The 16,139-nt window shown below is 32.3% G+C and carries 11 protein-coding genes and 1 pseudogene; 11 read left to right on the top strand and 1 reads right to left on the bottom strand.

The genetic code is table 11. The features are described 5' to 3' along the window. Positions 1-154: 154 nt before the first annotated feature. From IPK06_09115 to IPK06_09095, 5 genes and pseudogenes are all read left to right on the top strand, one after another. Entirely contained in the window at positions 155-1,531 is a 1,377-nt protein-coding gene (locus IPK06_09115) for a KamA family radical SAM protein (GenBank protein MBK7980140.1), read from the top strand. A gap of 15 nt (positions 1,532-1,546) precedes the next feature. Then, a pseudogene (locus IPK06_09110) lies at positions 1,547-2,523 on the top strand (D-alanine--D-alanine ligase). A gap of 13 nt (positions 2,524-2,536) precedes the next feature. Beyond that, entirely contained in the window at positions 2,537-3,505 is a 969-nt protein-coding gene (locus IPK06_09105; GenBank protein ID MBK7980139.1) for an ATP-grasp domain-containing protein, read from the top strand. Positions 3,506-3,558: 53 nt separating this feature from the next. Continuing rightward, entirely contained in the window at positions 3,559-4,050 is a 492-nt protein-coding gene (locus IPK06_09100; GenBank protein MBK7980138.1) for a GNAT family N-acetyltransferase, read from the top strand. A 273-nt stretch (positions 4,051-4,323) separates the two neighbouring features. Further along, entirely contained in the window at positions 4,324-5,568 is a 1,245-nt protein-coding gene (locus IPK06_09095) for a peptidase C1 (protein ID MBK7980137.1), read from the top strand. Positions 5,569-5,623: 55 nt separating this feature from the next. On the opposite strand, the gene IPK06_09090 is transcribed toward IPK06_09095, so the two are convergent. Continuing rightward, complete coding sequence (locus IPK06_09090) at positions 5,624-6,691, bottom strand: branched-chain amino acid aminotransferase (GenBank protein MBK7980136.1); 1,068 nt, start codon at positions 6,689-6,691, stop codon at positions 5,624-5,626. Between the two features lie 251 nt (positions 6,692-6,942). Here IPK06_09090 and IPK06_09085 point away from each other — a divergent pair, with 251 nt between their 5' ends. The 6 genes from IPK06_09085 (at position 6,943) to IPK06_09060 (ending at position 16,098) form a co-directional block, all read left to right on the top strand. Continuing rightward, the gene (locus tag IPK06_09085; protein ID MBK7980135.1) at positions 6,943-7,704 is read left to right on the top strand and encodes an ABC transporter permease; all 762 of its coding nucleotides are present in this window, start codon (positions 6,943-6,945) and stop codon (positions 7,702-7,704) included. A gap of 7 nt (positions 7,705-7,711) precedes the next feature. Then, entirely contained in the window at positions 7,712-8,572 is an 861-nt protein-coding gene (locus tag IPK06_09080) for a sugar transferase (GenBank protein ID MBK7980134.1), read from the top strand. Between the two features lie 192 nt (positions 8,573-8,764). Beyond that, positions 8,765-10,093 carry a T9SS type A sorting domain-containing protein gene (locus tag IPK06_09075; protein ID MBK7980133.1) on the top strand — a complete coding sequence of 443 codons (1,329 nt, stop codon included), beginning with the start codon at positions 8,765-8,767 and terminating at the stop codon, positions 10,091-10,093. Positions 10,094-10,412: 319 nt separating this feature from the next. Continuing rightward, positions 10,413-11,753 carry an NADP-specific glutamate dehydrogenase gene (gene gdhA / locus IPK06_09070; protein MBK7980132.1) on the top strand — a complete coding sequence of 447 codons (1,341 nt, stop codon included), beginning with the start codon at positions 10,413-10,415 and terminating at the stop codon, positions 11,751-11,753. Between the two features lie 91 nt (positions 11,754-11,844). Further along, a complete protein-coding gene (locus tag IPK06_09065; protein MBK7980131.1) occupies positions 11,845-14,763 on the top strand; it encodes a histidine kinase in 2,919 nt (972 codons plus the stop codon). A gap of 129 nt (positions 14,764-14,892) precedes the next feature. Continuing rightward, complete coding sequence (locus tag IPK06_09060) at positions 14,893-16,098, top strand: aminotransferase class I/II-fold pyridoxal phosphate-dependent enzyme (protein ID MBK7980130.1); 1,206 nt, start codon at positions 14,893-14,895, stop codon at positions 16,096-16,098. Positions 16,099-16,139 lie beyond the last annotated feature (41 nt).

Raw genomic sequence — 16,139 nt, 5'->3', positions numbered from 1 at the left:
TACACTAAATCAATAATTTGCATTGACAAATTCAATTTTTTTATGTTATGTATCGCAGCAATTTTTTACAACTAATTATTTTTTAAAATGATTTATATTTCATCAAATAACAACTTTTTCTTAAACAAATTTTCAGAGAGGAAAGATACCATCAATGGAAGAATTGCAACTTTTTGGGGAGAAAGAAGAACCTCCGAGTTCGACTTATTCTCTCGAAACTTCAGTGGAAGTTTCAAACAACAAAACTCAATTAAAAACTCCATCAACTAACTTTAGCACCTTATCGGAAAAGCTAAATAGCAAATTAAACCAAAAACAAAAATCTAAAAGCGAAGAAACAACGCTTAGTGTTGTTAGTAAGCTACTGTTTCCAATTAGCAAAAAAAGTCAGACATTTCGTAAAAAATTCTATCCAACAGTTACAAATGAACAATGGAATGACTGGCATTGGCAAGTAAGCAATAGAATTAGAACTATAGAAAAATTAGAAAGATTTATTAAACTTTCTAATTCGGAAAAAGAAGGAATTTTAGCACACCGCGGTCCATTACCATTTGCCATTACTCCATATTACGCTAGCCTAATTGATGGAATGGATGAAAACCAACCTTTACGAAGAACCGTAATAATGGTTAAAGATGAAGAAATTTTATCTCCTGGTGAAGCGGCTGATCCATTAAATGAAGATGGTGATTCACCTGTTCCTGGCTTAGTTCATCGTTATCCTGATAGAGTTTTATTTTTAGCAACTGGTTTTTGTTCAGTATACTGCAGATATTGTACACGTTCAAGAATGGTTGGAAATGTTGGCGGTGAATATAAACATGATATGAAACAATGGGAAAATGCTATTGATTATATAAAAGCTCATCCGGAAGTAAGAGATGTTTTAATTTCCGGCGGTGACCCATTGACTTTATCAAATGAAAAAATTGAGTGGTTGCTTTCCAACTTGAGAAAAATTCCTCATGTTGAATTTATTAGAATGGGGACTAAAGTCCCGGTTGTTCTTCCACAAAGAATAACACCTGCATTAACTAAAATTTTAAAGAAATATCATCCTCTTTGGATGAGCATTCATTTTACACATCCGGATGAATTAACCCCGGAAGTACAAGAAGCGTGTGCTAGATTAGCTGATGCTGGTATTCCTTTAGGAAGTCAAACCGTATTATTAAAAGGCGTTAATGATTCGGTGGATATTTTAAAACCACTTTATCAAGGCCTTTTAAAAATAAGAGTGAAACCTTATTATCTTTATCAATGCGATCCGGTTCAGGGTACAGCACATTTCAGAACTCCAATTTCCAAAGGATTGGAAATGATTCAGGGTTTGCGAGGGCATACTTCAGGATATGCTGTTCCTCAGTATATTGTTGATGCACCCGGCGGAGGCGGAAAAATTCCATTGCTACCTGAATATTATCAAGGAAGAGATGGAAAATATGTCCTTCTTAAAAATTATGAAGGCGAAATATTTAAATATTATGATGAAACAATAGATGAGTCAAATAATTTAGAAAGGAAGTAAAAAGGGACTCAATTGATGCATATCGGAATTACTTTTGACCTTAGAGAAAAATATTTAAAACTTGGATTTAGTGAAGAAGAGACTGCCGAGTTCGATAAAAAGAGCACAATCGATGCAATCGATAATACTTTGAAAGAGCTTGGTCATTCTACTGAGAGAATCGGGAATATTTGGGATCTTACAAAAAAACTAAATAAAGGTAAAACTTGGGATTTAGTATTTAACATTGCTGAAGGTTTAAGAGGAATTGGCAGGGAAGCTCAAGTCCCTGCCATACTTGATGCTTATAATATTCCTTATACTTTTCCGATCCTTTAGTTTTAGCATTATCGCTTCATAAAGGAATGACAAAAAGAGTACTGCGCGATCTTCAAATTCCAACTCCGAATTTTTTTGAAGTTTACTCAGTTGATGATTTAAAAAATGTAAAATTGAAATTTCCGCTATTCGCAAAACCTAATGCCGAAGGTACTGGAAAAGGTATAACAGCCAAATCCAAAATTAGAAATAAAAAAGAGCTTTTTGAGGTTTGTGAATATTTAATTAGAACTTTTAAACAGCCGGTTTTAGTTGAAGAATTTTTACCCGGACGAGAATTTACAACAGGAATTATTGGAACCGGTGAAAAAGCTAAAGTTATTGGATCAATGGAAGTTATATTATTAGAAAATGCCGAACCTGATGTTTATTCATACGCGAATAAAGATGAATGGATAGGGAAAATTGAGTATAAGATTGTTAAGGATTCAGTTGTAAAGAAAGCAGAGAAATTTGCTTTGGCGGCTTGGAAGGGTTTAGGCTGCAGAGACGCGGGTAGAATTGATATTCGAGTTGATAGAAACGGAATTCCAAATATAATTGAATTGAATCCGCTTGCGGGTATTCATCCGACTCATTCCGACTTGCCCATTATTTGTAATATGAAAAATATCCAATATAAAACATTGATAGAATGGATAGTTGAAAGCGCAAGTGAAAGATTGAAAAAATAATTTCTATAATTTGATGAAAATCATAATTGTTTACAACCTTCCCACAGATAAAAATTCAGCAGATGATTTAGATGTTCTAACTCAAGTTGAAGCTGTTAAAAAATCTTTAATTGAATTAAACCATTCTGTAATTGAATTTGGAGCTGATCTTAATTTAAATTTGTTCAAAAAACAAATAGAAGATATAAATCCTGATATGGTTTTTAATTTGGTTGAAGCTCTAAATGGAACTGAAGCTTATATGCATTTTATTCCTCAAATTCTGGAAAGTAAAAATGTGTCTTTTACGGGCGGAACAAGTCAATCTCTGTTTATTACAACAAATAAAGTTTTAACAAAAAAACTGTTCGATCAATATAATATCTTAACGCCAAAATGGTTTTCAACAAAAAATACTTTTAATGCGATTTCTTTTTCTGTGCCATGTATTATTAAACCTGTTAACGTTGATGCTTCAGTCGGACTTGATGACTCATCCATAATATATGCTATAGAAAAATTAAAAGATGAACTAAATAAAAGAACTGAAAAATATGGTGAGTGTTTCGTTGAAGAATTTATTGACGGCAGAGAATTTAATATATCTGTTATCGAAACCAAAGATGGTCCTTTAGTTTTGCCGATTGCGGAAATTAGATTCGAAAATTACCCAAAAGATAAACCAAAAATTATTAGCTATGATGCAAAATGGAATGAAGATACTTTTGAGTATCATAACACTGTTAGGAATTTTGATTTTAATAAGAATGATGAGAAACTACTAAATGAACTTAAAAAAACAACTTTAGAAATTTGGAATAAGTTTGAGCTGAAAGGTTATGTTAGAGTTGATTATAGAGTTGATGAAAATGAAAATATTTTTGCTTTGGAAATTAATGTAAATCCGTGCATTTCACCCGACAGCGGATTTTTTGCGGCATGTGAAAAGTACGGATGGAATTATACAAAAATGGTTGAGGCAATCTTATCATTCGCAACTTGATTGAAAATTAAAAAAATTATTAAGCAACAAACCAAAATTGAATAAGTGAAATCATGTCAGAATTAAAAAAATATTTTTTAAGAGAAAACATTAAACCTGAAGATCCGGAAAACATTAAAAAAATAGTTTCATCAACCGGTTTTTTTAATGATGAAGAAGTAGATATTGCGGTTGAGTTAGCGGAAGAACGCTTAAGCAAAGGATTAGAAAGCGGTTACCATTTTTTATTTTTGGAAATTGATGATAAAACCGTTGGCTATTCTTGTTTCGGACCAATACCGGCAACAAAATTCAGTTATGATCTTTATTGGATCGCTGTTCATAAAGAAAATCAAAATTTGGGCTTGGGAAAAATATTACTAAATGAAAGTGAAATTGCAATTAGTAAACTAGGCGGAAATAGAATTTACGTTGAAACATCCGGAAGAGAACAATACATTTCAACACGTAAATTTTATATCGCTTGTGACTATAAAGAAGAAGCAGTATTAGAAGATTTTTACGCTCCCGGAGACGCAAAGTATCTTTATTTAAAGGTTATTTAAATAATCATCTAAGCAGTTGGTTGCTAATAAATAAATAATTTTTATTATTACCCGAAAAAAAATACCTCAAATTTTTTACATTAGATGTAAATAAAATTCATCAAAACTATTTACTTGAAACGGTATTGATTATTGAAAGTGAAATTTAAAAGATAAAAAAATAAATTCTTTTCATAATTTTGTTTATTCAATTAGAATAAGTTAAAAGTTATTTTTACTTTATTTTTTTCTTTTTGCACACCAATCTAAAATTATAAGTTTAATCTGCTTTCAATGGAGGAGTTTGTGAAAAAAAGTCTTTTTGCAATTTTAATTATTATTTCAATTTTTAATTTTAATCAAAATTTCGCTCAGGATAAGAAACGCGATAAGGGAATTTTATCTGAAAATAAAAATGAATTCTGGTCTTTGATAATAGAATCTATAGATAGTTTCAATACCAAAAAGACCGAAAAACCAAAGGAATTTGTAATTGATTTATCAAATTATAACTTGCCGAATGCCGAATCAAAATTCACAAAATTTTGGCATAATGACCCCGTTCCGCAGGCAAACACAAATTCATGCTGGTCATTTTCCACAACATCTTTTTATGAATCGGAAATTTTTAGGCAATTCGGGAAAAAAGTAAAACTTTCGGAAATGTGGACAGTTTACTGGGAATTTGTTGAAAAAGCCAGAGGATTTGTTCAAACCAGAGGTGAGTATTTTTTTCGAGACGGATCTGAATCAAATGCGGTTAAGAGAATTTGGCAAAAATACGGAATTGTTCCCGGTGAAGTTTTTACCGGATTATTACCCGGACAAAAATATTTAAACACTAGTGATATGTTTGATGAAATGGAAAAATATCTTCAATTTGTTAAAGCTCATAGTTTGTGGAATGAAGAAGAAGTTTTAACTACGGTTAAATCAATTATGAATCACTGGATTGGAACTCCGCCTCAAACATTTACATTAGATGGAAAAACTATAACGCCACAACAATATTTAAAAGATTATTTAAAAATTAATTTGAGCGATTATATTGAAATTTTATCTTTGAAGCAGGAACCAAATTATAAATATGTTGAATATAAAGTTGAAGATAATTGGTGGCATAATAAAGATTATTATAATGTTCCGCTTGATGATTTTATGAAAACGATTAAAGATGGGATTAGGAAAGGATACACAATCTGTATTGGCGGTGACGTATCTGAGCCGGGCAAAAATAGTGAATTGGATATTTTTGTAGTTCCAACTTTTGATATTCCATCAGAATATATTGATGAGGATTCAAGACAATTTAGGTTCAGCAATAATACTACGACAGATGATCATGGGATTCACATTGTCGGTTATTTGGAAAAGGACGGAAATGATTGGTATTTAATTAAGGATTCGGGTTCAGGCGCGAGAAATGGAAAACTAAAGGGGTATTACATTTTCAGCGAAGATTATGTAAAATTAAAAATGCTTGATTTTACTGTCCATAAAGATATTGTTAAAGAATTGCTGAACAAAGAAGTAAAGTGATGTATTTTAATAAAAATGAAATGACAACCATTTGTTGTCATTTCATTACTTAAATTTAATCTATATAATTCATCCAACCGAATTTATCTTCTCTTTCGCCATACTGAATGCCAAGAATTTCTTCGTATAATTTTGTACCAAGTTCGCCTGCTGTTTCATCACTGAATTTCATAATTGCATCATTGTATTTTAATTTACTTATTGAAGAAATAATTGCCGCGGTTCCGGTTCCGAAAATTTCCAATAAATTACCGTTATTGTATTCCTTCACAACTTCATCAATTGAAATTTGTCTCTCATTCATGTTATAGCCCCAGTCTTTCAGAATATCAATGACAGACATTCTTGTAACACCTGGAAGTATTGATCCGCTTAAATTTGGAGTAACAACTTCATTTTTAAACTGCATGAAAATATTCATGGTTCCGACTTCTTCAATATATTTTTGTTCTATGGCATCCAACCAAAGCACTTGTGAGTAGCCTTCTTTTTTTGCTTCGCGCTGAGCCAATAAACTTGCCGCATAATTTCCAGCTGTTTTGCAATCACCAACTCCTTTTCTAACGGCTCTGACATATTTATCCGTAGTTAAAATTGGAACTGGTTTAAATCCTTCCGGATAATATGGTCCAACCGGACTTAGCATAACCATAAACTTAAATTGATCTCCGGCTTTAACTCCAATATAAGGATCGCATGCGAACATTAATGGACGAATATAGAGAGAATGACCCGGTTTTGTTGGAATCCATTCGTGTTCTAATTTAACTAATTCTTTTAGAGCGGTAATAGCTAAATCCATATCAAGTTCAGGCATGCATAATCTTGCCGCGGATCTGTTCATTCTTTTAATATTTTCATCCGGGCGGAAAAGTGCAATTTTCCCGTCGGTATGTTTATAAGCTTTCAAACCTTCAAAAATCGCTTGTCCATAATGAAATACTAAAGCAGCCGGTGAAATTTGAAAATTGCCGAATTTTTTAATTGTAGGATTATACCAACCTTTTCCAGTTTCGTAATCCATTTCAAAATAATGTGTTGTAAAATTTTTTCCGAAAACAAGATTCTCCGGAATTTTTACATTTGTGGTTTCTTCAATTTCAACAAAGTTAATTGGTGACATAATTTAACCCGATAAATTTTTCATAAATTTGTATACTAAATGTACAATATAAAAGAAATATTGTCTATATCAACTTAAAAAAATGCACTATTCTGTTCGATTTTAAACATATGTCAATTTAATTCTATTATTTTAGAGAATAGATAAAATAATATTAGCTTTGCTCGATATTTAAACTTTAATTAAATACTTTACAAATAAATCAATATCTTTTAGTGCATATAAATTTGAATTTAAGTTTATTGGAAATAATGTTTTCATATATTGGCAGAAAAATCATTAATTTCTTTCAAGAATTTGGACAAGTCTCAATTCTTTTACTCAAAGTAATCGGATTTTTTCCGAAAATATTTAAAAATAGAAAATTAGTTTTTTCACAAATGGAGCATATTGGAGTCGGTTCACTGCCCTTGGTGATTATTATTGCAATTTTTACCGGAGCGGTTGCAGCTTGGCAAGCCGCATATCAATTAAAAGGTTTGGCGCCAATTTCATTTTTGGGAACTGCAACAAGCAGAGCAATAATAACTGAACTAGGTCCGGTTTTAACCGGAATTATTATTGCGGGAAGAGTTGGAGCATCAATTGCCGCAGAGTTGGGTTCTATGAAAGTAACAGAACAATTGGATGCTTTGGAAACTATGGGAATTAGTCAGGTAAGATATTTGGCGATGCCAAGATTTTTTGCTTCAATTATAATGCTTCCAATTTTAATCATATTTGCAAATGTTATTGCAGTTTTGGGTGCTTATCTTGTATCCAATTTTTACTTAAATGTCAGTTATGCTGTCTTTTTCGAATCGGTAACACGATTCTTTACTATGGGAGATTTTTTATTCGGAATGTTTAAAGGAATGATATTTGGCGGTGTAACCGCATTATTGGGTTGTCATATAGGATTTAGAACAGAAGGCGGCGCTGAAGGAGTGGGCAAATCAACAATTAGGTCATTTGTGGTTTCATCTGCAGTAATTTTAATTTTGGATTACTTATTATGGTCAATCGTTTTTTAATCAAAATATGCTGAAAAGAATTTTCAATATCGCTTTTGCCTCGCTTATTTTAATAATTACTTTGCCATTCTTATTATTGGTATGTCTAATTATTATGATTGAATTCAGAAGTTTCCCAATATTTATTCAAGAACGTGGATTGACATTAACAAAACATAGATTTAAAATTTATAAAATCAGAACAATTAAAAACTCATTTGAAAAAATAAAGCAATATACAGAAGAAGATATTTTTATAAAATCTAATCTTCGGAGTGACATTACGGCATTTGCAAAATGGCTTAGAACAACAGGTCTTGACGAATTACCCCAAATGCTGAATGTAATTATCGGCGATATGGATTTAATAGGTCCACGGCCATTAATGCTTGAAGATTTGGAAACCATACAAAAAATATCACCTGAGCTGTATAATAAAAGAGAAAAATTAAATTGTAAACCGGGTATTTCTGGTTTATGGCAGCTATTCGGAAATAGAAATGAAGGTATTATTGGAATGCTGGCATTAGAATCTCTGTATGAAAGAGTTTCCTCGCCATTTTTAGATTTAAAACTTATCTTATATACATTCACTGTTGTTCTCCAAGCAAAAAACTCGGATTCCATTTTTTACACACCAAGAGCCAATGGAATGCGAGTTGAAACTTACTTTAGTAATTCAAGCAATTTAAAAGTAGTACTAAATATGCCTGAAAGTATCGCAAAATTCATTATTGAAAAAGTGAATAAAACCGAAGGTAAATATACAATTGAAATTCCATCAGATTGGTGGTATGTAAGCGATAGTTACAAAACAGCGAAGAATAATAAAGCTGAACTTGTAATGTATAAAAACCCTCAGATAACACTGACAAAAAAAAATAATTAAATATCCGCGCCAAAATTTCACTTCTTAAATATTAATTGAAACTAAAATTAATGAATTAAAAATAGTTAAAAATTCATTTGATATTATCAGAATTATTTATTATCATTAATAAAAGTTCAAATGATTAAAATTTTTTGGATTTTTATATAATCAAACATTAAGCATAATTTAACATAAATCATAGGAGGTGTAATGAAAAAAACTATTACATTCTTATTATTGTTATTATTTTCTAATATTTACCCCCAACTGTTAGTAGAAGAATTTAATTATACCGTCGGCGAAAAGCTTTCTGATAATGGTTGGGTAGCATACAGCGGCGAAACCGGAACACCTATTTATATTGTTTCTGGGAATTTAGAATATCCGGATTATGTTTCATCGAATATTGGTAACTCAATAGAAATAATAGGACAAGTTTCAACTAGTGAAGATGTAAAAAAAACTTTTACGGCACAAACTTCGGGTTCGGTTTACTTCTCTTTTCTGGTTAATTTTAATTCTGTCACTAATGCCATAGATGGTGAGTATTTTGTTGGCATTGTAAACTCAACTTCTGGGACAATGAAGGGAAGATTATTCATTAAACGTGATACAAGCAATTTTGCATTTGGAATAAGTAAAGCAGGAACAAATTTAAGTGAGACAGAATATACACCATTTTCATATTCTACTAATACAACATATTTACTTGTTTTAAAGTACACTATTAATTCCGGATCATCAAACGATGTAATTGAGTTATTCATAAATCCTGATTTAAGTGGTAGTGAACCATCAGCTGATTTAGTTACCTCTGACAATGCTACCGATTTATCTGAAGTTGGAGGTATAGCTTTAAGACAAGGCAATTCTTCATTTGATGTTATATTAGATGGACTTAGAATTGCAACAAGTTGGGGTCAAGCACCGCTTCCGGTTGAACTTACATCATTTACTGCAACGGCAAATGAAAGCACGGTAGAATTACAATGGCAAACCGCAACCGAAATGAATAATTATGGTTTTGAAATAGAAAGAAAAAATGCGTTTTCCGCTGAGACGGCTGTTAGTTCTTTGAACAGTAATTGGAAAAAAATCGATTTTATAAACGGGCATGGAAACAGCAATTCGCCAAAAAATTATTTTTACAAAGATATTTCATCATTAAATTCAGGAAAATATTGGTACAGATTAAAACAAATTGATATTGATGGAAAATTTGAATATTCTAAAGAAATTGAAGTTAATATAGAAATTCCTAAGATTTTTAGTTTGGAACAAAATTATCCAAATCCATTTAACCCAATCACAATGATAAAATTTACAATTCCTGAAAATAATTTAGTTCGACCGCAAAAAGCTGTCATTGATGTTTATAATGTTTTAGGTCAGAAAATTTCGACTTTGGTAAACGAGGAAAAACTGCCGGGTATTTATAAAATTGAATTTGACGGAAGTAAATATACAAGCGGAATATATTTTTATAAATTAACGGTTGGTAAATTTAGTCAAATAAAAAAAATGATTTTAACAAAATAATGTTTACATTTTTTCACAATTTATAAACCCGCATAGCGGGTTTTTTTTATACATTTCTGCAAAAATATAATTATACTTTTACCATTAGAACTTATAAAAAATACTTGCGAATCATATTTTATGCACTTAAGTTTAACATACTAAGATATCCGATATAGGTAGTCTAAGCATCAAATTTATTTTTGGATAAAATGTCGATTAATAATCAAAATACTAATCTTACTATTTCAATAAATTATTAATTTGATTTTCAAAATGAACGGATATGCATTCTAACTATATTTTAATTACAAATTTTAAAAATATTAGCGAGAGATTTATGTCAGAATATGTAAAAAAAATAATTGCCGAAGTTAAAGCAAAAAATCCAAGCGAACCTGAATTTCATCAAGCAATTGAAGAAGTAACAGAATCTTTAGATTTAGTATTGGAAAGACATCCGGAGTACCAATCAGCAAAAATATTAGAAAGAATGGTTGAACCTGAAAGAGTAATAATGTTCAGAGTTCCTTGGATGGATGATCAAGGTGAAATCCATGTGAATCGCGGATTTAGAATTGAAATGAACAGTGCAATTGGTCCCTACAAGGGCGGTTTACGTTTTCACCCTTCTGTAACTTTGGGAATATTAAAGTTTTTGGCATTTGAACAAGTATTTAAAAATAGTTTAACAACTTTGCCTATGGGCGGAGGAAAAGGCGGTTCCGATTTTAATCCCAAAGGTAAAAGTGAAAATGAAATTATGAGATTCTGTCAAAGTTTTATGACTGAGCTATTCCGACATATTGGCTCTAATACAGATGTTCCCGCAGGAGACATTGGAGTTGGAACTAGAGAAATAGGATTTCTCTTCGGACAGTACAAAAGATTGAAAAATGAATTTACGGGCGTTCTTACCGGAAAAGGATTAAATTGGGGAGGTTCGTTGGTTAGACCCGAAGCAACCGGATTTGGCGTTGTATATTTTGCGCAAGAAATGCTTAAAACAAAAAATACAACTTTTGACGGAAAAACTGTCGCTGTTTCAGGATTTGGAAATGTCGCTTGGGGAGCGGTTCAAAAAGTAAATGAATTAGGCGGAAAAGTTGTAACGCTTAGCGGACCTGATGGATTCATTTATGATAAAGACGGTGTAAGCGGTGAAAAGGTTGATTATATGTTAAAACTGAGATCAAGCAATAAAGATATTGTAGAAGATTACGCAAAAGAATTCGGCGCTGAATTTCATGCTGGAAAAAGACCATGGGAAGTAAAAGTGGACGTTGCTTTACCATGCGCCACCCAAAATGAAATTGATGAACAGGACGCTAAAAATTTAGTTAATAACAATTGTTTGTGTGTTTGCGAAGGCGCGAATATGCCGACAACTATTGGCGGATATAAAGTATTTTCCGAAGCGGGAATTTTATACGCTCCAGGAAAAGCATCAAATGCTGGCGGTGTTGCAACTTCCGGTTTGGAAATGTCACAGAACAGTATGAGACTTCCATGGTCAAGAGAAGAAGTTGATAAAAGATTACACGAAATTATGGTTCGTATTCACGATACCTGTATAACTACAGCTGATAGATTTGGAACACCTGGAAATTATGTAAACGGCGCAAATATTGCTGGATTCTTAAAAGTAGCCGACGCTATGTTAGACCAAGGTTTAGTATAACTTTATAGAAAGTAATATGGAAAACACAGAAATTACAAGTGGTGAAGTTAGAGACGTTTTTGGAAGCAGGTTAAAAAAATTCCAAAAACTTATGAAATATAAAATTAGAGACATACTGCTTGTCTCTAGTTTATATGATAATTATTTGTTTGAAGAAGACGGCAGACTTTATGAATTAATTCGTGAAGAATATCATTCTTTGAATTTAAGTCATACTCCGGAAATAATTCACGTTACAACCGGTGTTGAAGGAATTGAGTTAGTCTCGACAAAAGGAAGTTTCGATCTTGTAATTACTACTATGCACATAGAAGATATGCATTGCATTGAATTTGCAAAACGCGTGAAAAAAGTAAACACCGAAATACCAATTGTCTTATTAGCTTATGATAATCAGGAAAGAAAGGAAATTAAACATACTCCGGATTCACATATCTTTGACAGATTTTTTATTTGGCAGGGTGATTACAGATTATTGATGGGAATAATAAAATATATTGAAGATAAGAAAAATATTGAAAATGATACTTCTGTTGTTGGCGTACAGGCAATAATTTTAGTTGAAGATGACGTAAAGTTTTATTCTACTTTTTTACCTTTGATTTATACACAAGTATTTAAGCAATCCCAAAGATTGATTTCCGAAGGCGTAAATACATCGCATAGATTTTTAAGAATGCGCGCGCGTCCTAAAATCCTTTTGTGTACAACTTATGAAGAAGCATGGGATTATTTTGTTAAATATCAAAAATATATTCTAGGAATAATTTCCGATGTAAACTTTCCTCACAATGGAGTTAAAGATCCCGAAGCAGGTTTAAAGTTCGCGAAGAAAGTAAAAGAACTTCAGGAAGATATTCCGATATTATTACAGTCAAGTCAAGCGGATCACGCTTCAATGGCAAAAGAAATTCAAGCATCTTTCCTTCAAAAAACGTCACCTACACTTCTTGCCGATTTAAAGAAATTTTTAATGACACATTTCGGATTCGGCGATTTTATTTTCAAAATGCCGGATGGAACCGAAGTCGGTAGAGCAAAAAACTTAAAATCATTGGAAGAGCAATTAGCCGTTGTGCCCGATGAATGTGTAATGTTTCATTCGGAAAGAAATCATTTTTCAAATTGGTTAAAAGCAAGAACTGAATTTTGGCTGGCACAGCACTTCAGGCCGAAAAAAATAACGGATTTCAGCTCTATAACGGAATTACGAAATGATCTTATTTCAACTATAAAAACATATCAAGAACTTAGGCAAAGAGGAACAGTAACTGAATTTGACCGCGAAACCTTTGATCCCAAAAATAGTTTTGCAAGAATTGGAAGCGGATCGCTTGGCGGAAAAGCGCGCGGATTGGGATTTATAAATTCTCTTATTGTTAATTACGATATAGAAAATAAATTTGAAGGTGTTGAAATTTACGTTCCAAGCGCTGTTGTTCTTGCTACGGATGTATTTGATAGTTTTTTGGAAGAAAATGATTTGTTAAATTTTGCAATAAATGAAACAGATGATCAGAAAATTATTGCAAGATTTCTAGAATCTGAAAAATTTCCGAGCGAAGTAATTCTTAAGTTAATTGAAGTTTTAAGTTTAATCAAAACTCCGCTTGCGGTAAGATCTTCAAGCCTGCTCGAAGATTCGCAATTTCAGCCTTTTGCCGGTGTTTATCAAACATACATGATTCCAAATAAAGATAATGATCTTGACACAAGATTGGATGAGCTTATTCAAACTATAAAATTAGTTTACGCGTCAACATTCTTGAAAAAGGCAAAGGATTACTTAAAAGCCACTTCATATCGTTTAGAAGAAGAAAAAATGGCTGTAATTATTCAAAAGTTAGTCGGCTCTCAGCATAATCAAAGATTTTATCCCGATATTTCTGGAGTCGCGAAATCATACAATTTTTATCCTATAGGTCCGCAAAAATCGCAGGATGGAATAGCATTGGTTGCGTTGGGGCTTGGCAAAACAGTTGTTGAGGGCGGAAACACTGTTAGATTTTGTCCAAAATATCCTAAGCATTTGATGCAGTATTTTACAACGAGGGAGACAATTAAAAATGCTCAGCAAAATTTTTATGCATTAAATGCCAATGGGAAATTATATGCCGGAGCAAACGAAATTCCGAATAACTTGGTGCATCAATATGATTTAGAAATAGCAGAAAAAGATAATACATTGTTTTACACAGGATCAACATATTCACCCGAAAATGAAGCAGTTTATGATGGAATTTCTCGACCCGGAACAAGAGTTGTAACATTCGCGCCAATTCTCAAACATAATATATTTCCGCTTCCGCAAATTCTAGAGCTTATCTTAAATTTCGGAACTTACGGTATGGGAACACAAGTTGAAATTGAATTTGCGTTAAATATGTCGCTGCCTAAAGGAGAACTTAAAGAGTTTGCAATTCTACAGATGAGACCAATGGTAATGACGCGCGAAGCCAGCAATATAGAATTCCAAGAAGTTAACAAAGATGAAATGCTTTGTTCAACCAAGCAGGTTCTTGGCGATGGAATTTATGATAATATTAAAGATATTGTTGTAGTAGACAGAGAAAAATTTGAAAGAAGTAAAAGCAAAGAAATTGCATATGAAATTGCCAAAATAAATGAAAAACTCGTGTCGGCAAAAAGACCATATATTTTAATCGGAGTGGGCAGATGGGGAAGTACCGATCCTTGGCTTGGTATTCCGGTTACGTGGGATCAAATTTCCGGAGCTTCGGTAATTATTGAAGCCGGGTTTAAAGATTTTAGCGTAACACCTTCGCAAGGTTCACATTTTTTCCATAATATTACTTCTTTTGGAGTCGGATATTTTACAATAGGTGAAACTTCAACCGAATGTTTTATTGATTGGGAATGGCTTGCGCTAAAAGAATCAATTGAGGAATATACATTTACAAGACATTTAAGATTCGATTTGCCGTTAGTAACAAAAATTAGCGGACAAAAAAATAAAGGTGTCATATATAAACCGAAAGCAAATTTATAATAAGCTGCAATAAAAATTAACTTTAATCCCATCAATTCGATGGGATTTTTTGTTTATCTTTATCAATTGATTAAAAGTTGCCAATAAAGTAATTTGACATAGTTGATTTTTAAAATTTGGGAAATTGGGATGAATAAAATAGCTGCCGCTGTTAGAACAAATAATATTACATACGCAGTAAGAGATATTCTTTTGGTTGCAAATGAAGTTGCCAAAACCGGGAAAGAAATGTTGTATCTAAATATTGGCGATCCGAATATTTATGATTTTGAACCACCTCGCCATATGATTGAAGATACTTATAAAGCAATGCTCGCTAATCATAACGGCTATTCTCCATCATCGGGAATTAAACCGGCTTTAGACGCAATTATTAAAAATGCGGAGAAAAAAGGCATCACTAATATTCAAGATGTCTTTATTACTACCGGCGCGAGTGAAGCAATTGATATTTGTCTTACTTCATTGGTAAATCAAGGAGAAAATATTCTTACTCCAACGCCCGGATATCCGTTGTATACGGCAATTCAAAGCAAACTTCAAATGTTTGAAAACCCATATTATTTAGATGAAAAAAATAATTGGCAGCCTGATGTTGAAGATATAAAAAGTAAAATAAATGATAAAACAAAAGCTATCGTTTTGATCAATCCAAATAATCCTACCGGATCAAATTATAGTTTGGAAGCGTTAAAACAAATTGTTGATTTAGCGCTTGAACACAATCTCGTAATTTTTGCGGATGAAATTTATGATAAACTTTTGATGGATGGAGTCAAACACACATCAATTGCATCGTTAAACAATGAAGTTCCGGTAATTACTTTCGGCGGCTTGTCTAAAAATTATATGGTTCCGGGATTTAGAATCGGCTGGGGAATTATTTCCGGGAATAAAGATAGATTAAAAGATTATATAGAAGCAATAAACAAAATTCTTCGTTCGCGGTTATCGGCAAATCATCCCGAACAATATTCAATTGTTGGAGCATTGGAAGGTCCTCAAGATCATTTAGAAACCGCTATGAAAAAGCTTACAAGCAGAAGAAATATGACTGTTGAAATGCTTAATGCAATTCCGGGAATTTCTTGTGTAAAACCTGAAGGTGCTTTTTATGCTTTCCCAAAATTGGAGATTACAAATTCAGATAATCATTTTGTTGCTGAGTTGATTAAAGAAACAGGTGTTGTTGTAGTGCCCGGCACGGGTTTTGGACAAGTGCCCGGCACGAATCATTTCAGATTAGTTTTCCTTCCGAATGAGCAAATATTAGAAAAAGCTTATAACGCCATCGGAGAATTTTTTCAAAAATATATTGATAAATTTGAAAATTAAATTTTCATTAAATAAATTTTAACTTCAAGCCGGATTATTTC

Source organism: Ignavibacteriota bacterium (genome assembly GCA_016713565.1).
In the GTDB taxonomy this organism is placed as follows: domain Bacteria; phylum Bacteroidota; class Ignavibacteria; order Ignavibacteriales; family Melioribacteraceae.
Note: the sequence above shows the minus strand (reverse complement) of the source record. Positions and strands in the feature narration are given on the sequence as shown.